This window comes from Ruegeria sp. CDSA079 (assembly GCF_059612245.1).
The window spans coordinates 200,730-222,356 of record NZ_JBXWQF010000001.1 but is presented as its reverse complement, the minus strand read 5'-3'; the positions used below and the strand labels follow the sequence as shown (position 1 = coordinate 222,356).

Below are 21,627 nucleotides of genomic sequence, written 5' to 3'. Positions count from 1 at the left end.
ACAATACAAAGTATGTTATCGCTAACATAGCCTGTCAGATAAAAAGCCCGTGCGAAAAAATCAAGCAGAGTTTCCCAAAACGGATCTTTTTGCGCCCTAACCCTGATTGCGCAGCCATTCCATCACAGCCGGGCGCACGCTTTGCTCGCCGCGATGGCGGGCATCGGCAATTATTTTACGCACCTCCGACAGATCACAGCGCAACAGCAGACTTTTAACCGGACCGATGGAGGCTGGACGCATCGAGAGCGTCCGTATCCCAATCGCCGCCAGACACAGCGCCTCGACCGGGCGGCCTGCGTCCTCGCCACAGAAGCTGAGCGGGGTGTCCGAGATATCGCAGCGCTCGACAATCCGCTCCATCAAGCTCAGGAAGCTGACGTTCAGTGTGTCGTATCGCCGACGGACCAGTTCGTTCTCACGGTCGGCCGCGAAGAAAAACTGTTTAAGGTCATTGCCACCGATCGAGATGAAATCCACCTCGTCAAAAAACTTCTGAGGGGCAAAGGCCAGCGACGGTGTTTCCAGCATCGCGCCGACTTCAAGCATTTCTGGCAGGACGTGGCCCAACCGTTTCTCGCGCTCGATGGTTTTATTCACCTCCCACCGGGCTTCACGGAACTCATCAGCTTGCGCCACAAAGGGGAACATGATGGTCAACGGACGACCATTGGCAGCGCGCAGAAGCGCTTGCAACTGCATCCGCATGACACCGCGTTTGTCCAGGCCTACCCGAATGGCGCGCCAGCCCAGCGCGGGGTTTGGTTCGGCCACATGTTTCATGTAGGGCAACACTTTGTCCGACCCGATATCGAGGGTGCGGAACACCACCCGTTTGTCGCCCGCCGCATCCAGAACACGTTGATATTGGGTGACAAGCTCCAACCGTTTCGGCATTTTGTTGCGGATCAGGAATTGCAGTTCTGTGCGGAACAGGCCCACGCCTTCGGCGCCCGAGGTACCCAGCGACGGCAGGTCAGCCATCAGGCCCGCGTTCATCACCAAGTTGATGCGCGCGCCATCGCGTGAAACACAAGGGGTTTCTCGGATCGAGGCATAACGTTCCTGCGCCTTGGCCTGCATGGCGATTTTATCACGAAATGCACTGACCACGGTGTCTTCGGGGCGCAGATGCACAACGCCCTGATCACCATCGACCAGAATATGGTCGCCGTTCAGCGCCTCGGTCGTGATCCGACCGACATGCACCACAAGCGGAATCGCCAGTGCCCGCGCCACGATGGTTGCGTGGCTGCCGACCGAGCCTTCCTCAAGCACAATCCCTTTCAGCGCCCGCCCATATTCCAACAGGTCTCCGGGGCCGATATTGCGGGCGATCAGGATCGGATCAGGTGGCAGATCGGCACTGTCGGTCTTGCCCTGCCCGGTCAGGATGCGCAGCAGGCGGTTGCTGAGATCGTCCAGATCCGCCAGCCGTTCGCGCAGATAGGGATCGGTGACCTGCCCCATGCGTGCCCGCGCCTGCGATTGTTCCTTTTCAACTGCAGCCTCAGCGCTGAGGCCAAGGGCAATGTCCTCTTCCATCCGGCGCATCCAGCCTTTGGAATTTGCGAACATGCGATAGGCTTCCAGCACTTTGAGTTGTTCGGTGTCGCCGTTCTGAGAAATCTCGAGCATCTTGTCGACACCGACACGCAACTCATCAACCGCCTCGATCAGACGCTCGCGTTCCGTGTGCGGGTCTTCCGCGATCGGGTTGGTGACGACCACGCGAGGTTCATGAAGCCAGACATGCCCTTCGGCTGATCCCTCCTGCGCCGGGCCACCACGCAACAGAACCGATTGCTGGTGCAATGGTGACAGGGCTGCGCCCTCGCCCACAAAAGCACCAAGTTCCGCCATTTCGGCCAGCACCATAGCGACCACTTCCAGCGCATAGACTTCGTCAGCGGAAAACTCGCGCGCTTCACGCGACTGAACCACCAAAACACCCAGCTTTTCCCCAAGGCGCTGTACCGGGACCCCAAGAAAGGACGAATACCTTTCCTCGCCTGTTTCCGGCATGTACCGGAACCCTTTTTGGGATGGCGCATCCGCCGTATTGACCACCTTGCCGAATTTCGCGACGCGCCCCACCAGACCCTCACCCATACGCATTCGCGTCTTGTGGACCGCTTCAGGAGAGAGACCTTCGGTCGCGCACAGCTCCAGCGTCTCTTCATCGCGAAACAGGTAGACCGAGCACACTTCGGCCCGGATGCTGTCGGCAATTAAGTGGGTGATCCGGTCAAGACGCTCCTGACCGGCGGCTTCGCTTGCCATCTCTTCGCGCAGCCGCCGCAACAGCTTGCGGGATTCTGTTTCGGTGCCGTCCGCCATGGCCCACCCTGTCTAGTGTGTCAGGCGAGACCCGTGGCTTAAAAGCTCAGGCCGCCTTATCCAGTTCAAAGGCATCATGCAGCGCCTGAACAGCAAGTTCCATGTATTTCCTGTCGACCAGAACGGAAATTTTTATCTCAGAGGTTGTAATGACCTTGATATTGATCCCCTCATCCGAGAGCACCTTGAACATTTTGGCCGCAACGCCCGACTGCGAGCGCATACCGATTCCCACAACCGAAACCTTGCAGACGTCGTTATCCGCGACTAGATCGGCATAATTCAGTTCGCCTGCCTCTTTGATCGCCAGCAACGCCTTTTCGGCGTGGGCCACCTGATCGGTCGGGCATGAGAAGGTCATGTCGGTGCGCCCCTCATCCGAGATGTTCTGAACGATCATGTCAACGTTCACGCCCTCATCACTGAGCGCGGTGAAGATGATCGAGGCGATACCGGGGCGGTCGGCCACCGATACGACGGTCATCTTGGCTTCGTCACGGGAATAGGCCACACCGGCCACAACATTGGATTCCATGATATCCTCCTCGTCGCAGACCAAAGTACCGGCCTCGTCGGATTGTTCTTCGAAACTTGAAAGAACGCGCAGTTTCACCTTATAGCGCATCGCCAGTTCGACCGAACGGGTCTGCAGCACTTTTGCCCCCAGCGAAGCCAGTTCGAGCATCTCTTCGAACGAGATCCGGTCAAGCTTGCGCGCCTTTTCACAGATGCGCGGGTCAGTGGTATAGACGCCATCCACATCTGTGTAGATGTCACAGCGTTCAGCGCCGAACGCTGCGGCAAATGCCACAGCCGTAGTGTCCGAGCCGCCACGACCCAGCGTAGTGATACGGCCTTCGGGGCTGAGGCCCTGGAAGCCCGCGACAACAGCCACACGCATTCCTTCACCGAATTTCTGATTCAGGTTCTCGGTCGGGATTTCCTCGATCCGGGCCTGGCTGTGGGCGCTGGTGGTCAGCAGCGGTACCTGCCAGCCTTGCCAACTGCGCGCCGGGATGTCCATTTCCTGTAAGGTCAGGGCCATCAGGCCAGCGGTGACGTTTTCACCCGAAGACACGACAGCATCGTATTCACGCGCGTCAAACATGGGCGACGTCTCATTCACCCAGCCCACCAACTCGTTGGTTTTGCCCGACATGGCCGAGACGATTACGATCACGTCATAACCCTTGGCAACTTCAACACCGATGCGCTTGGCGGCACGGCGGATGCGGTCCAGATTGGCGACTGATGTGCCGCCGAATTTCATTACGAGTACGGGCATGGGGGCAAAAGTCTCCGCGCCTTGGATTAGAAGTTCCGTGCCTCATAAGCGAGGGGCACCGCAAGGGCAAGGGCGCAAAAGCCGTCTGCCTACGGCGCAGGGCCGCTTTACATTATGCAGGCGCGATGTCAGCCTATGGACAACAACCAAATCAAGAGGTTCTTCATGTTTCGCCTAGCCCTTGCCGTCGCCCTTATTTCGTCGCCTGCCTTGGCTCAGGTCGCAAGCGTTGCTGGAACCGACGGCAAAAACGCATTGGGCACAGTGCCTTGCGCCGCAAACGCCGGTGATCCGCTACAAAGCTGCAATGCAGAGCTGCGCCGCCACGATGACGGCACGACAACCCTTGCTGTTGGCCTGGGCGGTGGGCAGGTGCGCAATATCTATTTCAAGGACGGCGTCCCTGAATCCAGCAGTTCGACCTCGAAGATGTCCTATGAAACGCGCGGCGATCTGTTGGTGATCTATATTGATCCTGGCGAAGTCTACGAAATCCCCAAGGCCGCGCTGACCTCTCAATAAGCGTGCTGCTGTCCGTCATAGGTTTCAAAGCACCCTGTGGTGGCCAGTGACAAATCATCGAACCGCTTTATCAGGCCGGACACGGCCTGATCGACGTCGATATCCGCTGTCGCTCCGCCCATGTCTGTCTGAACCCAGCCCGGATGGTAGATACCAACGGCAATACCGTCTTTTTTGAGGTCAGTCGCCAGATTACGTCCTAGATTCAACACCGCCGCCTTGGACGCGCGATAGATATAGCTGCCGCCCGGAGCACGGGTATGCGACGCCATTTGTGACGAAAGGATCGCCACCTTGCCGCCTGACGCGCGCAAGTTGGGCAACAGCGCTTGCACAGTCAGAAACACGCCAGTGACATTGGTCGCAAAGCTCTGCGCCCACATGTCAGCCGGGTAGTCGTCGATCGTGTGCCCCTTGTCCAGATACACTCCGGCGTTGCAGATCAGCAAATCAACAGGCTGGTCTTTCAACTGTTCTGCCATGGCCGATTGCTGCAAGGGATCAGACACATCAAGGCGAACCTGCAAACTGTTGTCACGTGCTGTTCCGGTGACGTTTTCACCCCGGTTGACGTAACATTGCGCCAGAGTTTGCCCGATGCCGCGATTAGCACCAGTGATCACGATGTGCATGGTTCAATTGGTCTTTCTGCTGGGGACAAACGGTAGTGGGGCCACCGGTACGCCGTCTTCGATCAGCGATTTCGCCTCATCTGGCTTGGCCTCGCCATAAATGGCGCGGTCCGGGGCTTCGCCCAAATGGATCTTACGCGCCTCGCTGGCGAATTCCTTACCTACATAATCCGAGTTCTCTTCGACATGGCGGCGTATCTCGGCCAGAACCTTCTCGATTTCCGGAGTCGGTGTGGCCACATCAATCTTGTCGTCCGCAGCGGGCAGTTGTTCCAGCTTCGGCTGCGCATTTCGTGCCGGACGGACACGCGGAGTCATGATCGCTTTTTCAACCTGCGTGCACCCGCAGACTATGCAAGTCACCATCCCCGTCGTGGCCAACTTGTCATAGGCTTCAGCGGATTGGAACCAGCTGTCGAACGTGTGGCCTTCAATGCATTTCAATGCGTATTGAATCATGTTCAGTCCAAAAAATAGATTGGCGAATAGATACCGACCAGAATGACAATATCAAGCCTCTCTGGCCCAATCTTAATGTGCGTAAGGCTTAAAGTCTCGTAACAGTTCGGCAAGCTCCGGAGAATGCACCTTGAGAGCCGCTTTTTTGAGCGGGCACCACTTGCGTTTGCGCATCCCCTGTTCAGGGAAATCCTGCGAAACGGACCGCACAAGAACGGGGAAGACATCCACCAGAATCGGTACAGGCGGGCGATTCAGCCGGTGCTTGTGGTGCAAAAACTGCCCCAACCGCCCCCCACTGCTTTGACCGGCCACACCTGCTTCTTCCCAAGCTTCCTGCAATGCCGTGTCAGCGCGTGATAAGCCGGGGATAAGCCAGCCTTTGGGAATAATCCAACGTTGCGCCCTGCGTGTCGTTATCAGCAAGACCTCGGGTCGATTGCCTTTGATCCGGTAACACAGCGCTGCAGCTTGCTGCAAAACGGGCTGTTCCGCAGCAATGAGATTTTCAAGACGCAGCAGCCGTGGCTTCATCGTTTGATGGTCCCTTCAGCCAGTACCTAATCCCTTTGCACTTGAGGTCAGTGAATACTCATTTTGTGGAAGGTTCACGCAAGGATACCACATGATGTAGAATCCGCCAAGTCAGGTGCTTGTGCTGAGGGTTGATCTACATGCGGGACGAGAGTTGCCGCACCAGATCATCATGTGGAATATCGGCGTCGATTGCCAGCCGCCGCAGACCAAAATGCACACGCGCGATCTGCTGATAATACCGCGTGTAGACATAGTTTGTCCCGCCTCCGGCCAAAGCCCCAAGGACAGGAACTGACTGGGCTGCCAGTTTTTGCCCCAGCACAATCGAAAAGCGCGGCGCAACGGCAGCGATCAAACGCTGCATGGCCGGTCCCGTCAGCGTCAGACGCACCGAGAAAAAGCCAAGATCTGCACCGTCGTCATGTGACAGCGGACCAGCTGCGGACAGCACACGTACACAGTCGAACTTTACGTTTTCTGCAGATGGATCGAACCCTTCGCGGGCGGCGGCCCCCTGAATGGCGCGCAGCAGCATGGTGGTCGTTGCAGGCAGTTCCATCAGGGATGTGGAAACACCGCCCAGCCCCCCGGCCGCACCCATGGCCGTGGTCACGGCGGTGTTCACCCAAGGCTGTTGATCGGGAACAGCGCGCCGTGACCCCTGTGCCGCGTGCATCGCCAGCCACAAAGCCTGCTCGGTCGCTCCGGTCAGGCCATGCCGCACTGGTTCCGGCAATTTTTCCAGCAATGACTCGGCCGAGCCACCCAGCTTGTTCAGCAGTTTGACACCAGCCCCTCCGGCAGATCGGTAGTGATCCGCCAAGCGATCCAGCTCGGCGTCTGTATCTACGTTTTCGACAAGAACCACGTTTTGCATTCACGCCCTCCTGCCTTTCAACATCGGCGTTGCGCGGCGTGGATTCAATAGGTCAGCGGCTCCAGCGGGTCACTGTCCCCTGAACCCCGCACCAGACACCGGGCACCAACTCCAACCCTAGAACCCGGTCCGGGTTGGTGGGCGGCGGCATCTCAACCCCTTGCAATCGGGTAAAACCAAACCGTTTATAATAGGATTCATCCCCCACCAACATGACGCGCTGCCACCCACGAGCTTGCCCGGCTTCGACACCGGCATGAATCAGATATCGGCCCAACCCCTCGCCCTGATGGGTCGGGTGCACAGCAACCGGCCCCAGCAGCAGTGCATCATGATCGCCGACATGGACGGGCCAGAACCGGATCGCACCAGCCAGAATGCCCTGACCGTCGCGCGCAACCAGAGACAGGCCCGCAACCGGAGGCACATCATCGCGCAACCGATATGACGACAATGCCTCACGACCCGGTGCAAAACACAGGTCATAGAGGGCTTCGACCTCCCACCAATCGTCCGGCTCTTCCGGCCTGATCCCGAATTGCTGCACCCTGCCCTCTTTTCCTTGCTGGAATTCGCCCTAGCACTTCGGTACGCCTTGGGCAAACGCTTGGAGATCAGATGTTCTATCGCCCTGAAGACGGCCATGGCCTGCCGCACAACCCGTTCAACGCCATTATCACACCGCGCCCAATCGGCTGGATATCAACCCGGGATGCGGACGGGATCAACAATCTGGCGCCTTATTCCTTCTTCAACGGAGTTGCTTACACACCGCCACAGGTGATGTTTGCCACAACTGGTACCAAGTATGATCAGGATGGTGGCAAAGACAGTGTTGCCAATATCGAGGCAACGGGAGTTTTCTGCGTCAACGTGGTGGCCCATGCCCACCGTGATGCAATGAATGCCAGTTCCGAAGGGTTGGGAAAGCATGTTGACGAGTTCGCACATGCTGGGCTGACGCCAGTTGAATGCGAGACCATCCCTTGCGCCCGTGTCGAAGGGGCCCCAGCAGCCTTGGAATGCAAGCTGACGCAGATCGTGACCCTGCCCGGAGTGGCGAACCGGGTTGTGTTCGGCGAAGTGACAGGTGTGCATCTGCACGACGATCACCTTCGGGATGGCAAATTTGACGTGACTTCTTTCAAACCACTGGCACGGCTTGGGTACCGGGACTATTCGGTCGTGTCCGAGTTGTTCAGCCTTTCAAGACCGGATGACTAATGCCTTTACCTGACGCATCGCGCCGATACCCCGTAACACTGCCGGACGGCTCGGATTACCCCGGGACGGTCTTCCTGTCTCAGGCCATCGACCACCCCAGAATAACAATCGGTGATTACAGCTATGCGTCGGATTTCGACGTGCCCGAAGACTGGGCGAAACGGCTTGCCCCTTACCTGTTCCCGTTTTCCCGCGAAAAACTAGTTTTGGGTAAATTCTGTCAAATCGCCCACGGCGTCCGGTTCATCACTTCATCGGCCAACCACGCCATGGACGGGGCGACTTGTTACCCATTTCCGGTTTTCGATCCCGCAAAGCTGCTGGAGTATCAGCCGGACAGGCGCGATACCGTGATCGGCAATGACGTTTGGATTGCCTATGGCGCTTTGATCATGCCGGGGGCAAATATTGGCGACGGAGCAATAATTGGAGCAGGCTCTGTCGTGCGCGGAACGATCCCGCCTTATGCGGTCGTCACAGGCAACCCAGCCGAAGTGCGCCGATTTAGGTTTGACCGGGACACCATTGATCGATTGCTCGCCTTGAAATGGTGGGACTGGCCTGCCGATAGGATATCAGAGGCCGAGGATGCATTGTTGTCGGGCAATATCGAGGTGCTTGAACAAATGGCTCCATGAAAAAGGCGACCCTCAAAGCCGCCTTTTGAAATCAGTGCCCGCCCAGAACGCCGGTGCGGACGGAGTAATCGACCGCCAGTTCGTAATCCGGGTCGTCGTCACTGTCGACCATCAGGTGACCTGCTTTGTTCAGCAGCTTGTGACAATCGCGGCTCAAGTGGCGTAGCATAACGCGTTTGCCCGCCGCCTCGTATTTTGCAGCGATGTTTTCGATGGCCTGAAGGGCTGACTGATCCACGACTCGGCTTTCCGCGAAATCGACGATGACAGTTTCAGGGTCGTTCGGGACATCGAACAATTCGATAAAGCCTTCCGACGATCCAAAGAACAGCGGCCCCTGAATTTCATAGACTTTCGCACCTTTCTCGGTCTCGGATTCGCGCGTGACGGCGTGAATGCGTTTGGCGTTGTTCCACGCATAGGCCAGCGCCGAGACAATGACACCGACCACAACCGCAACAGCCAGGTCTTCCATCACTGTCACGACGGTCACCAGAACGATGACGAAAGCATCCGTCATCGGCACTTTGCGCATGATCTTGAACGAGTTCCACGCGAAGGTGCCTATCACCACCATGAACATCACGCCGACCAGCGCGGCCAGCGGAATTTGCTCGATCAGAGGTGAGGCAAACAGGATGAAGACCAGCAGGAAAAGTGCCGCCGCGATACCTGCGATACGGGTACGTCCGCCAGATTTCACGTTGATCATCGACTGACCAATCATCGCGCAGCCGCCCATACCGCTGAAGAAGCCCGTTACAATGTTCGATGCGCCCTGAGCGATACACTCCTGAGACGCCCCACCGCGCTTGCCGGTGATCTCGCCAACAAGATTCAGGGTCAGCAGGGATTCAATAAGGCCAATTGCGGCCAGAATGACAGCATAGGGCAGGATGATTTCGAATGTTTCCCAGTTCAGCGGGACCATCGGAATGTGGAATGCAGGCAGGCCGCCTTCAATCGACGCCAGATCGCCAACGCGCGGGACATCCAGACCAAATCCGATCACCAGAGCTGCAACCACGAAAATTCCAGCCAGAGGCGCGGGAATAACGCGCGTGATACGCGGCATGACCCAGATCACAACCATGGTCAGCGCCACAAGGCCCAGCATGGTGTAAAGCTGCATTCCCGACAGCCACTCACCACCGCTCATTCCATGACCGGTGTTTTCCATGGTTCCGGGCACCTTGAACTGCCCCATCTGGGCCAGAAAGATTACGATAGCCAGACCGTTCACAAAGCCCAACATCACCGGATGTGGCACCAGCCGGATAAAACGCCCCCAGTGCATCGCCCCGGCAATGACTTGGAGAATCCCCATAAGAACAACGGTCGCAAACAGATATTCGACCCCATGCTCGGCCACCAGCGCGACCATGACAACCGCCAGCGCGCCGGTCGCGCCCGAGATCATACCGGGCCGTCCGCCAATCAGCGCGGTGATCAAACCCACCAGAAACGCCGCGTAAAGACCAACCAGAGGGTGCACGCCTGCCACAAAGGCAAAAGCCACGGCCTCAGGCACCAAGGCAAGGGCCACGGTCAGACCTGACAACAACTCAATCCGCAAGCGAGAGAAGGTCAGCCCCTCATCTGGCACCCAGCGCAGATCGGGCATGGCGACGCGTTTGGCAAAACTTGCCAGCAAGGCTCGGGGCATTGGTCAGTCCTATTGGGTTTTATGTTCGCGCGAAGGCGCCGTTGTAGCGGACGCGAGGGCATTGAGCTACTGCAGTACGTGGGATACAGCCATGCGCCCCACGCATGTCTTGGCCTCGCGGCAACGTGATTTGCGGGACCGTGGTCGAACGACCAACTCTGAGATCATGCGCTGGATCATCCTCTTTTTCCTCTCTGCCCTTCCCGCCGTCGCGCAGGACCTGCAAGGCAATGACACAGCCGGAAACTGGCGCGTGACCCATCACGAGATTTTCGGCATTTGGAATTCGATCTGCGACGAGCGCGAAGAAAATGGCGCGCTGAAGCAGCGGTGCTACATCCGGCGGGCAGAGGTTTTTTCACTTAGGCCCAAGTTTGCAGCGCAGTTCGTGTTCATTACGCCCGAACCCAACGGGTTCAAAGTGGAATTCGGGATGGAGCCCGGCACCTTTTTCAGCCCGTCTGGGTTTCGCATCGACAAGGGTGAAGAAACAATCTGGCGCACAAGGCGGCCGGGGTGTCTGACCGGGCTTGCCTGCATCTTCGAAGATCGGCGGGCCGAAGACGTTTTGCAAGCAATGCTGACTGGGGATGCGTATCGCTTTGTCTTTCGCGACAGGCACGGGCAATCACAGGATTTAACTTGGCCTTTGGACACGTTCGGCACGGCCTGGGCTGACTTCACAGCGCAGTCGCAGCAGCGTAACCTGTTGCCGAAACAAGACTAACCCTCTTGTCAAACCGGGCCGCAACCCGCACAAATCCTACAGTATTCAAGATGTGGAGCAGGACAGTGACCCAAACCAAGATTGCCGTCATCGGCGGATCAGGCATCTATGACATTGATGGGCTGGAGAACTCGGAATGGGTCGAGGTTGAGACCCCATGGGGTGAACCCTCGGACCAGATCCTGACCGGGTCGCTGGAGGGTGTCGAAATGGCCTTTCTGCCACGTCACGGGCGTGGTCATGTGCATTCACCGACAGATGTACCCTATCGCGCCAATATCGATGCTTTGAAACGGTTGGGCGTAACGGACGTGATCTCGATTTCGGCCTGTGGATCATTTCGCGAGCATATGGCACCGGGCGATTTCGTGATTGTCGATCAGTTCATCGACCGGACTTTCGCAAGAGAAAAGAGTTTTTTCGGCACAGGATGCGTCGCCCATGTCAGCGTCGCGCACCCCACCTGCCCGCGCTTGTCGGACGCCTGCGAAACTGCAGGCAAGGCCGCAGGCATCACCATCCATCGCGGCGGCACCTATCTGGCGATGGAGGGACCTCAATTCTCGAGCCTCGCTGAATCCAAAATGTATCGCGAGCAATGGGGCTGCGACGTGATCGGAATGACCAACATGCCCGAAACCAAACTCGCCCGCGAAGCCGAACTCTGTTACGCCTCGATCGCGATGGTCACTGACTATGACAGTTGGCACCCCGACCATGGTGAGGTGGACGTGACGACCATCATCGCCACCCTGACCGGCAATGCTGACAAGGGCCGCGCAATGGTCAAGGGCCTGCCCTCTCTGTTGGGAGGTGAGCGCGCGCCCTGCCCGCATGGCTGCGACAGAGCATTGGAATATGCGATCCTGACTGCCCCCGAAAAACGTGACCCGGCGCTGTTGGCCAAGCTGGACGCAGTGGCCGGGCGCATTCTCTAGAGCCGCGTTAGGGCACGCGCGCCATGGCTGTCAGCAGGTCCTTTTCGCGGATCACGTTCAGCAAATCCCGAACCCTGACATCAACCGATTGCCCGTAGGTTTCCGGGCATTCGGGATCCGAGTCCAATCTCGCGTCAGGGTTGACACCGTCGCAATGCATCAATTGTGAAAAATCACCCACCGTAATCCCAGCGGGTCGAAAATTCACACCGATCGTGACTCTCTGCACCCTGTCGCGATCCGGGAACGCACCCGGTTGCAATGTGATCAGTTGCGTTTCAACCAGCGATTTCGTGACAACGCAGACTTTGTCGCGCGCCATCAAGGCCGCGACCATCTCACATGCGCAATCATCTTCTGTATCCGGCATCACGTTGGTGTTCTCCAGCCTCGAAACAGTTCCCTCAAAGGCGACGCGCCGACTTGCGGACGACATGTCGTGACCAGGCGCAGTGGCGTTTTCACCGTCGGAAAACCACGACTGTACGAGTTCGACCAACTGAACAAAATTCGGAAGCGCTTCGGTCAGGCCGTTCACATATTCGGAATTCTTGTAATAGGTGTTTTTGTCCTCCTCATCAATTTCAAGCGGACACAGCTTGGTCATACGCTGCCCGTCGGCCGAGACACGTACCAGATCGCCGGCTTCGAAAGGTGCGGCGTTCAACAGGACGTTCATCCCGTTATACTTCACCACATCCCCCTTGTGCACGTCCGACATCACGAAATAGGCAAACCAACCCGCCACAAAAAACCCTGCCACCAGAGCAACCGAGACCAGTGTTAATACTAATTTACGGGTCATGTCGCACCTATGGGTTTGGGCAACAGAAACCGTTTCCACAGGCATATTTGCCCGGACCACATAAAGCCAAGGAAACCGAGGGAACGCTGATCAAAGATGCGCAGACAAGCAAGCAAAGGAAAAATCTCATATCTAATCTCCTTAAAAAAATATCAGTATAGCACAAAACACTATACAAATCGAATCTCGCTGAACCCTAACCTGAACCAGAATGTCTGATCTCAGCCGAAGTCTGGCGGGCGCAGGAATTGTCAGGCAGCCGCAGTTTGGGTAAGCAAAACTTCAGGAATGTGTTTCGAGAAGAACCTTATGTCTTTAGAACTCTGGCTGACCTTTGTCGCTGCTTCGACCGCCCTACTGTTGATCCCCGGCCCGACCGTGCTGCTTGTGCTCAGCTATGCCCTGTCCAAGGGGCGCAGTGTTGCCGTGGCATCGGCTACCGGGGTCGCTGTGGGTGATCTGGTGGCCATGACCGCCTCGCTTCTCGGGTTGGGCGCATTGGTATTGGCCTCGGCTACCCTGTTTTCAGTGCTCAAATGGATTGGGGCCGCCTATCTGGTCTGGCTTGGGATCAAGCTGCTGCGCAGCGCCCCGGCCAGCGGGCTGAACGCGGTCGATACCGGACGCGATGTGACGGCGCGCAGTGTGTTTGGCCATGCGGCGGCCGTAACTGCGTTGAACCCGAAATCCATCGCCTTTTTTATCGCCTTTGTGCCGCAATTCCTGCGCCCGGCTGATCCGCTGGGTCCCCAATTCACCATTCTGATCGTGACCTTTGTGGGACTGGCTTGGCTGAACGCGTTGGCTTACGCATTGCTGGCCGACCGGCTGCGGCGGCTGATTGGCCGCGCCAGCGTCATCACGGCAATGACACGTTTTGGCGGGCTGACCCTGATCGGGATGGGCGTGGCCACAGCGGTTCTGCGCCGCCCGGCCTGAGGCGGCCTCAATCCTCGGCGTGTTCCTTCATGAAACCGCGGATAAACCTGCGGATTTCACGTGCGGCCGAGGTGTCAAGCTCCTTGCATAACTCAACAAAAGCGTCGCGTTCGTCCTTGTCCAAGCGCAGGACCAATTGACTGTTTTTCTTGGTTGATCCCTTGCCGTCTTTCTTAGCCACGCGCATTGTCCCCAACAAAAGTTTGCAATTTTAGACGATACATTGTATATACATAGCATAGTGATTGTCGTTATCGGGCACTTAACAACAATAAAAGGAATATGGCAATGAACCTTCATGCTGCTCAGGCATTTCTTTTGCGAGATCAACGCAATTGGCGCAAACCGCACCTTTCGTGGCTGCCGTCCACGCTGTACCGCTATTACAGCCTGCCGAAAGCCATAATCTCGCGCCGCTCCTGATCGCGTATTTGAATTGTTCCTTGCATGGCTAACCCTCATGGGCGAAACACACTTTGGTGTTTGAGGCAAAAAGGGTTGGCCCATGTCCAGGAGCAAAACTGTAAAAGATTACATCCGTACCATCGTCGATTTCCCGCATGAGGGGATCATGTTTCGTGACGTGACCACTCTGTTTGCGGACCCGCGCGGGTTTCGGATGGCAATTGACCAGATGCTGCACCCCTATGCCGGCGAACGAATTGACAAAGTTGTGGGACTTGAGGCGCGCGGTTTCATTCTGGGCGGCGCGATTGCGCATCAACTGAGCGTTGGTTTTGTGCCGATCCGCAAAAAAGGTAAGCTGCCCGGCACAACAATCAGTCAAGACTACAAGTTGGAGTATGGTGAGGCGATTGTTGAGATTCATGACGATGCCATCCAACCCGGCGAAAAGATTCTGGTGGTCGACGATTTGCTGGCCACGGGCGGCACTGCAGCAGCAGGCATCAAGCTGATCGAGCGACTTGGAGGCGAGATCGTCTCGTGCGCGTTCATTATCGACCTGCCCGAGTTAGGAGGGCGCAAAGTTCTGGAAGAGATGGGAATGGACGTGCACATCCTGTGCGAGTTCGAAGGACTCTAACCCAGATACCTTCACAAAAGCGTGACTGGAAAGCAAAAACCGCGCTGGCTTAGCGCGGTATTTCATTTCTTCAATCCACAAATCAGCGCAAAACAAGTGATCTTGCTGTGAACGTGCCGCGTACTTCGGGTGATGCTGATTGAAGCATTCTAACCTTGGGAGTTTAAGTTATGTTCCGCAAATTTGCCGCTGCCGGTGTAGCCTCGATCCTGTTCAGCACCACTGCATTGGCCGATGGTCACGGCAAGGACATTGTTGACACCGCTGTTGCCGCTGGCAGCTTTGAAACACTCGTCGCCGCTGTGCAGGCCGCCGAACTGGTGGAAACACTGAAAGGCGAAGGTCCGTTTACCGTATTTGCCCCCACTGATGATGCATTTGCGGCTCTGCCCGAAGGAACGATCGAAAACCTGTTGAAGCCGGAAAACAAAGATCAGCTGGTTGCCATTCTGACCTACCACGTTGTGCCGGGCAAAGTGATGTCAGGGGATCTGAGCGACGACATGACCGCCGCAACTGTTCAGGGCGGCGATATCACCATCGATCTGGATTCGGGTGTGATGGTGAACGACGCCAACGTTGTTCAGGCTGACATTGAAACCAAGAACGGCGTGATTCACGTGATCGACAAGGTGATCCTGCCTGCGTCGTAAGAGATGTCCGAACACGGCCCGGGTCTTGGGCCGTGTTCATTCATTCAGGACCGCGCCGGGGTTCATGATGCCCTGCGGGTCCAACGCCGCCTTGATGGCCCTCATGGCGCCCAGCTTAACCGGGTCGCCATAGCGCTCAAGATCGTCCGTCTTCAAGCGTCCGACCCCATGTTCAGCACTGACCGAGCCGTCGTATGCGTCAACAAGATCATGCACCGCTTGTTTGATCGCGCCTCTTTGACCCTCAAACTCTGATCGGTTCTGTCCTTTCGGCGGAAACACGTTGTAATGCAGGTTTCCATCCCCAAGATGGCCAAAGCAATTGATCCGAAATTGCCCACGGTCAGCGATCATCTTTCCACCTTCGCGAATGAAGTCGGGAATTCTGGAAATCGGGATCGAAATATCATGGCTCGAGACCGAACCGACCAAGCGATTGGCTTCGGGGATGCGTTCACGCACAGCCCACAAATCGGCGCGCTGCGCCTCACTTTGCGCAATGACCCCATCCCGAACCAGACCAAGGCTTTCTGCATGGTCGTAAAGGTTCTCCAGCGCATCTGACGATGACTGCCCTTTTGCCAGACCCAACTCGATCAATACGCTCCATTCCGGCGGCGCGCCGAAGGGTTGACGAACATCCGGCAGAACCTCAGTCAGGAAATCCAGCCCCTGCCGGTGGATCAATTCAAAGGTGCTGACGGCCTCACCCACCTGATCCCGAGCCAACGCCAGCAAGTCGATGGCCGCTTCGGGCGAAGCAACTTGAAACATCGCAGTGCCAACGGCTGCGGGTCGGGGAAACAGCTTGAGCGACGCGGCGGTAATGATCCCCAACGTGCCCTCGGCCCCGATCAGAAGGTCCCGCAGGTCGTAACCCGTGTTGTCCTTTCGCAACCGGCTGAGACCATGCCAGATCTCGCCATTGGGCAGCACCGCCTCAAGCCCCAGACACAGGTCGCGCGCGTTGCCATAGCGCAAGACATTGACGCCCCCGGCATTGGTCGACAGGTTGCCCCCGATCCGGCAGGACCCCTGCGCCGCCAACGACAGCGGAAATAGACGGTCCGCCTCCTCAGCCGCGGCCTGAACGTCTTGCAGAATGGCTCCGGCCTCGGCGATCAGGATGTTCTCGGTCGGAAAAACAGACCGAATGGCAGTCATTCGTTCCAACGCGATCAGCAAAGGCTCCGGACCCTCTGACATCACCTGCCCGCCAACCAGACCTGTACCGCCGCCGTAGGGTACAACCGGCACCCGCTCCACCAAAGCCAACCGCACCAGCGCGGCAACCTCTTCAGCGGTGCGAGGCAAAGCCAACACACCGATCTGCCCGGCAAACCGCCCGCGCGGTTCTTCCAGATACCGTTCTTCAACAGGGTGCAGGATTTCGTCGCCCAATTTCGAACGGATCAGTGCAGCAAAACTGTCATCAGCGGGGTTCAAACTCATACGTTTTCAATGCCCAAGCAACGCGGCTGCGGCAAGCCCTATTCCAGATCAATCAGATACTGCGGCTCCAGCACAATGACCGTCGGTCGATCTGGGAGATCCCTCAGAGAGACAGTGATCTCTGACACCCCGTTGCGTTCAACTGGAAATGTATCCCGAATATCGACCAGAAACCTGTCCAGCGAGAACCCTGAAAACCAGTGCATCGGAATGATCACCGAACTCTTCAACCGCTTCAAGACCGAGATCATGTCCGGCAAGGGCATTGTCGTCCCGCCATCAACTGCGGCCATAACCACATCCAACCGCCCCAACGCAGCAAACTGTTCGTTTGACGGCACATGATGCAGATGACCCAGATGACCGATACATAGCCCCTCGACCTCGAACACAAAGATCGAGTTGCCCCGTTCTTCGACACCGCCATAGGCTGAACGAATATCGGTCGAAACATTGCGCACCAGCAACTCCCCTAGATCAAGGTGATGCTCAATGCCCTGCCCGAACTCGCCCCATCCCGACAGAACATGCGGGATCGCTGGGTCGGGATGGGCCGTCCAATGGGTAGAGTGGGCATGGTTCATCGTCACAACGTCGGGGATAAGGTCAGCGCTGCCGATGAACCCGGTGAAGTCGGTCACGGCATTCAGCCCACCCCGCGTCTGAATCAGAAAAGACGCGTGTGCGATATAACTGATCCGCACCGAAAATTCCGGCACCGGGTCTTGCCAGGCAGCTTTGTGAAGGTACTCAATCCCCGGCGCGGCATCTGCGATCGCAATACAATGGCTGGGCCGCCGATCCTGCGCCGCGGCCCCGCCCGAAATCACCATCAATGCCGCAACCAACCAGCGCATACGGCAATTGTAGCGCAGAACGCGCCCAAGTCATGCCCCTTGTTCATCTGGCCTAAAATACTTCGGGGAAGGCGCGGCTTGCCGCAAACGGGGGCAGAGCCCCCTACCCAGCGTCGGTTTTCCCGCGCCGGTCGGACCGCAGGCTGGCATACAGAACATGCGTCCGCCACCGCCCGTTGATCTGGAGGTAAGACTGCGCAACGCCTTCATATTTGAAGCCCGAGCTTTCCAGCAGCCCGCGCGACGCCTGGTTTTCGGGCAGGCAGGCGGCTTCAATCCGGCTCAGATCCAGACGGGTAAAGGCGTGATGCACCATGGCCCCGATCGCCTCGCGCATGTATCCCTGACGGGCAAAAGACTGGCCGGTCCAGTACCCTAGGGTACCGGCCTGCGCGGGCCCACGCCGTATATTGTCCAGCGTTATGGCCCCAACCAAGACATCGTCTTCCCGGCGAAACAGAAATAACGGTATGGCCGTCCCGCTTGCGACCGAGCGCTGCGCCCAATAGACCCGGTTGGTAAAGGATTTGCGGCTTAGATGGTCGTTTGCCCAGATCGGCTCCCACGGTGTCAAATAACCCTGGGACGCCCGTCGCATCGCCGCCCAGCCATTGAAATCGGAATGGGCAGGCGGGCGCATACTCAGCCGCGCGGTTTCGAGTTTCAGCTTGCGTCTGCCCAACAGCATCACGCCGCCCGCCTCTCCTGCAGTTCAGCCAGTGTCGGCGCGCCTGAAACCGGACCATACAGCGCCAGTGCCGCCGGGGCTTGCAGGGCCATGGTCTCAGCGAAGGCGCGCACATCCTCGGTACCAACCGCATCGATCTTGGCAACGGTATCCTCTAGCGAAGGCACCCGGCCCCAGATCTGCACCAGCCGTGCCAGACGCTCCGCGCGGTTCGACGGGCTTTCCAGCCCCATCAGCATCCCGGCCTTCATCTGGGCGCGGGCACGAGCAACCTCTTCCGGGCTCATGTCTTCAGCGGCGCGTTTCATCTCATCGATGGTGATCGCTGCCAACTCACCCACCTGATCCGCCGAAGTTCCGGCATAGATCGTGGTGGTTCCGGTATCAGCATAAGCACCAGCCTGAGCAAAGATCGTGTAACACAGCCCACGCGTCTCGCGCACTTCCTGAAATAGACGCGAAGACATGCCACCACCCAGAGCAGTCGAATAAATCTGTGCTGTGTAAATAGCATCGTCGCGGTAACCCGGGCTTTCCAGCGCCAGTGCGAAATGAGCCTGTTCCAGCTCTTTCTCTTGCCGCGCTTCGCCGCCAGTGAAACGGGCCATTTCGGGGATCAGACCTTTGCGCGGCTGTAAATGGCCAAACATCTCTTCGGCCACTTTCATCAGCTGATCATGACCCACAGCGCCAGCTGCCGACAAAATCATCTGTTCCGGCCCGTAGTGCTGGGCCACGAAGCCCGACAGATCCTCGCGTGAAAACGCGCTGACCCGTTCGGTCGGGCCCAGAATGGTGCGGCCCAGAGGCTGGTCGTGATAGCTCTGCTCTTGCAGCCAATCAAAGATCACGTCATCGGGCGTGTCATATGCCTGACCGATTTCCTGCAGGATCACGCCACGCTCGACCTCGATCTCGCGCGGATCAAAAACCGGGTTGAGAACGATGTCACCGATCACGTCCATCGCCAACGCCACGTCGTCCTTGAGAACGCGCGCGTAATAGGCCGTCACCTCGCGCGAAGTATAGGCGTTAATATAGCCCCCCACATCCTCGATCGCTTCGGCGATCTGCAGCGCCGAACGTCGCTCGGTTCCCTTGAACGCCATATGTTCAAGGAAGTGCGCAATACCGTTCTGTTCGATGCGCTCATGCCGCCCACCTGCGGTCACCCAGATGCCGATGGCTGCCGATTGCAGCCCCGGCATATGTTCACTGACGATACGAAAGCCGTTCTTCAGTTGGTCTTGTCTGACAGTCACTCAGCGATATGCCTTCTGATATGATCCTCAAGTGCACCCAGATCATTGGCAATGCGGGTCACCCGTTCCGGACGTTCATACAGATCAGACATGCGGGATGGAAGAGGCGGATGTACGTCGCTCGCCTTCTCAACCGCCGCCGGGAACTTGGCGGGGTGCGCAGTTGCCAGCGTGATCATCGGAATGTCGGCGGCACGCTGGTCTTCTGCTACTTTGATGCCAATCGCGGTATGCGGGCAGACCAGTTCCGCGCTATGAGCCAGCGTAGATTTGATGGTGGCAAGCGTTTCGTCTTCGGATACACGCCCCGAGTCATAAATCTCACCCAGCGCTTCCATCGCGCCCTGGCTGACATTGAAACCGCCGTTCTTGAGCTCATCCATCAAATGCGCCACAGCCCCGCCATCCTCGCCATAAGCATAATACAGCGCCCGTTCAAAGTTCGAGCTGACCTGAATATCCATCGACGGGCTAATCGACGGGATGGTGTCGCCCTTGAAATACCCCTCGCCCGACAGGCAGCGGTGCAGGATGTCGTTCTGATTGGTCGCCACGACCAGCCGATCGATCGGCAGGCCCATGCGCTTGGCTAAATACCCTGCGAAGATGTCACCAAAATTGCCGGTCGGCACCGTGAAGCTAACCTTACGATGCGGTGCACCGAGGCTGGCGGCGGCCGTAAAGTAATAGACAATCTGCGCCAGAACCCGCGCGAAGTTTATCGAGTTCACCCCCGCCAGTTTCACGCTGTCGCGAAACTCGAAATCGTTGAACATATCCTTCAGCGCCGCCTGACAATCGTCGAAATCTCCGTCCACTGCCAACGCATGCACGTTGCTGTCCGCAGGTGTTGTCATCTGACGGCGCTGCACCTCGGAGACACGGCCATGGGGAAACAGGATGAACACATCCACTGCATCCAGCCCCCGGAAGGCCTCGATGGCTGCCGATCCGGTATCGCCACTGGTCGCACCCACGATGGTCACGCGGTCGCCACGGCGTTTCAGGGCTACCTGGAACAGCTGACCGATCAGTTGCATGGCGAAATCCTTGAAGGCCAACGTGGGGCCGTGGAACAACTCCAGCAGGAAATGGTTTTCGTTCAGCTGCTTTAGCGGCGCGCGGGCGTCTTGGCCGAAGCCTTCATAGGCGCGGGCGATGATGGCCTTGAACTCATCCTCGGCAAAGGACTCGCTGACATAGGGCCACATCACGCGGAACGCGATCTCTTCGTACGGCAAACCTGCCAAGGCTGCGATCTCGTCCTGCGACATCACTGGGATCTCGGCAGGCAGATACAAGCCGCCGTCGCGGGCCAATCCGGTCAGCATCGCCTCTTCAAAGGTCAGTTCGGGCGCCTGCCCACGGGTCGAGATGTATTTCATGTCGCGTCACTCTCAGAATTGGCGCGGCTGCGCCACAGGAAGTATCCGGTCATCGCGGCCCAGACCAGAGCCAGACCAAACCAGGTGATTGCATATTGCAGGTGATCGTTGGGGATGCCTGCCGTATCAACCGGCAAGGGCGTCACGTTCGGGTCGGTCTCGGACCGGGCGATCAACAGCACCGGTTCGGCGCCCAAAGCGGCAGCCAAATTGGGCACGTCGCGGGCAAACCAGATATTGGCTTCTATATCAGCTTCGGGCGTATAGCTGTCGATCTCATCCGGCCAGTGCAGGTTGCCGGTGATTTCCATCGGACCAGTCAGGCGATCCGCCCGTTTGGCGGTTGTCGGAATAAAGCCCCGATCCACCAAAATAGTCCGGTCCCTGGTGCTGAAAGACTGAATGATCCGATACCCTGCCCCGACGTGCTTGACCGAGACGAGAACATGAATTTCGCCTGGCTCCAGCTCGCCCGAAACGGTCACCGGAAGGTATTTGTCTGCGCCCTCTGAGACCTGTGGCGGCAAGGCGACGGGATCGGCCGAAATTCGGCTTTCGATTTCGGTCAGCACGTTCTGTTTCCACGCCAAACGCTGCATCTGCCAGATACCCAGCCACAGCAGCACCCCCAGACCAGCAAGGCCGAAGATCAGCAGGAACAGAATGCGGCGCATGTCAGGAACAAACCTCGTTGCA

24 protein-coding genes are annotated in these 21,627 nt (G+C 57.7%); 8 read left to right on the top strand and 16 right to left on the bottom strand.

The window, feature by feature from the left end:
- Positions 1 to 96: 96 nt before the first annotated feature.
- Together ptsP and AC2FJZ_RS01065 are read right to left on the bottom strand one after the other, a co-directional pair.
- Complete coding sequence (gene ptsP / locus AC2FJZ_RS01070; RefSeq protein ID WP_050603217.1) at positions 97 to 2,340, bottom strand: phosphoenolpyruvate--protein phosphotransferase; 2,244 nt, start codon at positions 2,338 to 2,340, stop codon at positions 97 to 99.
- 46 nt (positions 2,341 to 2,386) lie between these two features.
- Positions 2,387 to 3,625 carry an aspartate kinase gene (locus AC2FJZ_RS01065; protein ID WP_050603216.1) on the bottom strand — a complete coding sequence of 413 codons (1,239 nt, stop codon included), beginning with the start codon at positions 3,623 to 3,625 and terminating at the stop codon, positions 2,387 to 2,389.
- 165 nt (positions 3,626 to 3,790) lie between these two features.
- Here AC2FJZ_RS01065 and AC2FJZ_RS01060 point away from each other — a divergent pair, with 165 nt between their 5' ends.
- Positions 3,791 to 4,147 carry a hypothetical protein gene (locus AC2FJZ_RS01060; protein ID WP_496667497.1) on the top strand — a complete coding sequence of 119 codons (357 nt, stop codon included), beginning with the start codon at positions 3,791 to 3,793 and terminating at the stop codon, positions 4,145 to 4,147.
- On the opposite strand, the gene AC2FJZ_RS01055 is transcribed toward AC2FJZ_RS01060, so the two are convergent.
- From AC2FJZ_RS01055 to AC2FJZ_RS01035, 5 genes are all read right to left on the bottom strand, one after another.
- Entirely contained in the window at positions 4,141 to 4,779 is a 639-nt protein-coding gene (locus AC2FJZ_RS01055; protein WP_050603215.1) for an SDR family oxidoreductase, read from the bottom strand. The genes AC2FJZ_RS01060 and AC2FJZ_RS01055 overlap by 7 nt on opposite strands.
- A 3-nt stretch (positions 4,780 to 4,782) precedes the next feature.
- A complete protein-coding gene (locus AC2FJZ_RS01050; protein ID WP_496775772.1) occupies positions 4,783 to 5,238 on the bottom strand; it encodes a DUF1178 family protein in 456 nt (151 codons plus the stop codon).
- Between the two features lie 72 nt (positions 5,239 to 5,310).
- A complete protein-coding gene (locus AC2FJZ_RS01045; protein ID WP_496775771.1) occupies positions 5,311 to 5,772 on the bottom strand; it encodes an NUDIX hydrolase in 462 nt (153 codons plus the stop codon).
- A 136-nt stretch (positions 5,773 to 5,908) separates the two neighbouring features.
- A complete protein-coding gene (locus tag AC2FJZ_RS01040; protein ID WP_050603212.1) occupies positions 5,909 to 6,652 on the bottom strand; it encodes an EcsC family protein in 744 nt (247 codons plus the stop codon).
- Positions 6,653 to 6,704: 52 nt separating this feature from the next.
- Complete coding sequence (locus AC2FJZ_RS01035; protein ID WP_496775770.1) at positions 6,705 to 7,199, bottom strand: GNAT family N-acetyltransferase; 495 nt, start codon at positions 7,197 to 7,199, stop codon at positions 6,705 to 6,707.
- A gap of 71 nt (positions 7,200 to 7,270) precedes the next feature.
- On the opposite strand from AC2FJZ_RS01035, the gene AC2FJZ_RS01030 reads away from it, so the two are divergent.
- On the top strand, positions 7,271 to 7,876 hold the full coding sequence (locus AC2FJZ_RS01030; protein ID WP_496775769.1) for a flavin reductase family protein: 606 nt from the start codon (positions 7,271 to 7,273) through the stop codon (positions 7,874 to 7,876).
- On the top strand, positions 7,876 to 8,514 hold the full coding sequence (locus AC2FJZ_RS01025; RefSeq protein WP_496775768.1) for a CatB-related O-acetyltransferase: 639 nt from the start codon (positions 7,876 to 7,878) through the stop codon (positions 8,512 to 8,514). Before AC2FJZ_RS01030 ends, AC2FJZ_RS01025 begins: the two co-directional genes overlap by 1 nt.
- A 31-nt stretch (positions 8,515 to 8,545) precedes the next feature.
- Here the strand turns inward: AC2FJZ_RS01025 and AC2FJZ_RS01020 are convergent, their stop codons facing one another.
- Positions 8,546 to 10,180 carry a SulP family inorganic anion transporter gene (locus tag AC2FJZ_RS01020; protein ID WP_050603208.1) on the bottom strand — a complete coding sequence of 545 codons (1,635 nt, stop codon included), beginning with the start codon at positions 10,178 to 10,180 and terminating at the stop codon, positions 8,546 to 8,548.
- A gap of 91 nt (positions 10,181 to 10,271) precedes the next feature.
- Here AC2FJZ_RS01020 and AC2FJZ_RS01015 point away from each other — a divergent pair, with 91 nt between their 5' ends.
- Both AC2FJZ_RS01015 and AC2FJZ_RS01010 read left to right on the top strand, forming a co-directional pair.
- A complete protein-coding gene (locus AC2FJZ_RS01015; protein ID WP_496775767.1) occupies positions 10,272 to 10,907 on the top strand; it encodes a hypothetical protein in 636 nt (211 codons plus the stop codon).
- A gap of 65 nt (positions 10,908 to 10,972) precedes the next feature.
- Positions 10,973 to 11,845: an S-methyl-5'-thioadenosine phosphorylase gene (locus AC2FJZ_RS01010; protein ID WP_496775765.1), complete on the top strand. Its 873-nt coding sequence runs from the start codon at positions 10,973 to 10,975 to the stop codon at positions 11,843 to 11,845.
- A gap of 7 nt (positions 11,846 to 11,852) precedes the next feature.
- On the opposite strand, the gene AC2FJZ_RS01005 is transcribed toward AC2FJZ_RS01010, so the two are convergent.
- On the bottom strand, positions 11,853 to 12,650 hold the full coding sequence (locus tag AC2FJZ_RS01005; protein WP_496667507.1) for a hypothetical protein: 798 nt from the start codon (positions 12,648 to 12,650) through the stop codon (positions 11,853 to 11,855).
- Positions 12,651 to 12,959: 309 nt separating this feature from the next.
- Here AC2FJZ_RS01005 and AC2FJZ_RS01000 point away from each other — a divergent pair, with 309 nt between their 5' ends.
- On the top strand, positions 12,960 to 13,589 hold the full coding sequence (locus tag AC2FJZ_RS01000; protein WP_496775764.1) for a LysE family translocator: 630 nt from the start codon (positions 12,960 to 12,962) through the stop codon (positions 13,587 to 13,589).
- A gap of 7 nt (positions 13,590 to 13,596) precedes the next feature.
- On the opposite strand, the gene AC2FJZ_RS00995 is transcribed toward AC2FJZ_RS01000, so the two are convergent.
- Positions 13,597 to 13,776 carry a hypothetical protein gene (locus AC2FJZ_RS00995; protein ID WP_298853306.1) on the bottom strand — a complete coding sequence of 60 codons (180 nt, stop codon included), beginning with the start codon at positions 13,774 to 13,776 and terminating at the stop codon, positions 13,597 to 13,599.
- A 318-nt stretch (positions 13,777 to 14,094) separates the two neighbouring features.
- Between AC2FJZ_RS00995 and AC2FJZ_RS00990 the strand changes: the two genes are divergently transcribed.
- Complete coding sequence (locus AC2FJZ_RS00990) at positions 14,095 to 14,634, top strand: adenine phosphoribosyltransferase (protein ID WP_496667509.1); 540 nt, start codon at positions 14,095 to 14,097, stop codon at positions 14,632 to 14,634.
- Between the two features lie 170 nt (positions 14,635 to 14,804).
- Positions 14,805 to 15,287 carry a fasciclin domain-containing protein gene (locus AC2FJZ_RS00985; protein WP_496667510.1) on the top strand — a complete coding sequence of 161 codons (483 nt, stop codon included), beginning with the start codon at positions 14,805 to 14,807 and terminating at the stop codon, positions 15,285 to 15,287.
- Positions 15,288 to 15,323: 36 nt separating this feature from the next.
- Here the strand turns inward: AC2FJZ_RS00985 and AC2FJZ_RS00980 are convergent, their stop codons facing one another.
- The 6 genes from AC2FJZ_RS00980 to AC2FJZ_RS00955 all read right to left on the bottom strand — a co-directional run bounded on the left by AC2FJZ_RS00980 (position 15,324) and on the right by AC2FJZ_RS00955 (position 21,605).
- Positions 15,324 to 16,739 carry an FAD-binding oxidoreductase gene (locus tag AC2FJZ_RS00980; RefSeq protein WP_496775763.1) on the bottom strand — a complete coding sequence of 472 codons (1,416 nt, stop codon included), beginning with the start codon at positions 16,737 to 16,739 and terminating at the stop codon, positions 15,324 to 15,326.
- Between the two features lie 38 nt (positions 16,740 to 16,777).
- Positions 16,778 to 17,596, bottom strand: coding sequence for an MBL fold metallo-hydrolase (locus AC2FJZ_RS00975; protein ID WP_496775762.1), 819 nt, complete (start codon positions 17,594 to 17,596; stop codon positions 16,778 to 16,780).
- Positions 17,597 to 17,699: 103 nt separating this feature from the next.
- Entirely contained in the window at positions 17,700 to 18,284 is a 585-nt protein-coding gene (locus tag AC2FJZ_RS00970; RefSeq protein ID WP_496667513.1) for a GNAT family N-acetyltransferase, read from the bottom strand.
- Positions 18,284 to 19,546: a M16 family metallopeptidase gene (locus AC2FJZ_RS00965; RefSeq protein WP_496775761.1), complete on the bottom strand. Its 1,263-nt coding sequence runs from the start codon at positions 19,544 to 19,546 to the stop codon at positions 18,284 to 18,286. The genes AC2FJZ_RS00970 and AC2FJZ_RS00965 overlap by 1 nt, the downstream gene beginning before the upstream one ends.
- Positions 19,543 to 20,931, bottom strand: a complete 1,389-nt coding sequence (gene thrC / locus AC2FJZ_RS00960) for a threonine synthase (RefSeq protein ID WP_496775760.1) — start codon at positions 20,929 to 20,931, stop codon at positions 19,543 to 19,545. The genes AC2FJZ_RS00965 and thrC overlap by 4 nt, the downstream gene beginning before the upstream one ends.
- Entirely contained in the window at positions 20,928 to 21,605 is a 678-nt protein-coding gene (locus AC2FJZ_RS00955) for an SURF1 family protein (protein WP_496775758.1), read from the bottom strand. The genes thrC and AC2FJZ_RS00955 overlap by 4 nt, the downstream gene beginning before the upstream one ends.
- Between the last annotated feature and the right edge of the window lie 22 nt (positions 21,606 to 21,627).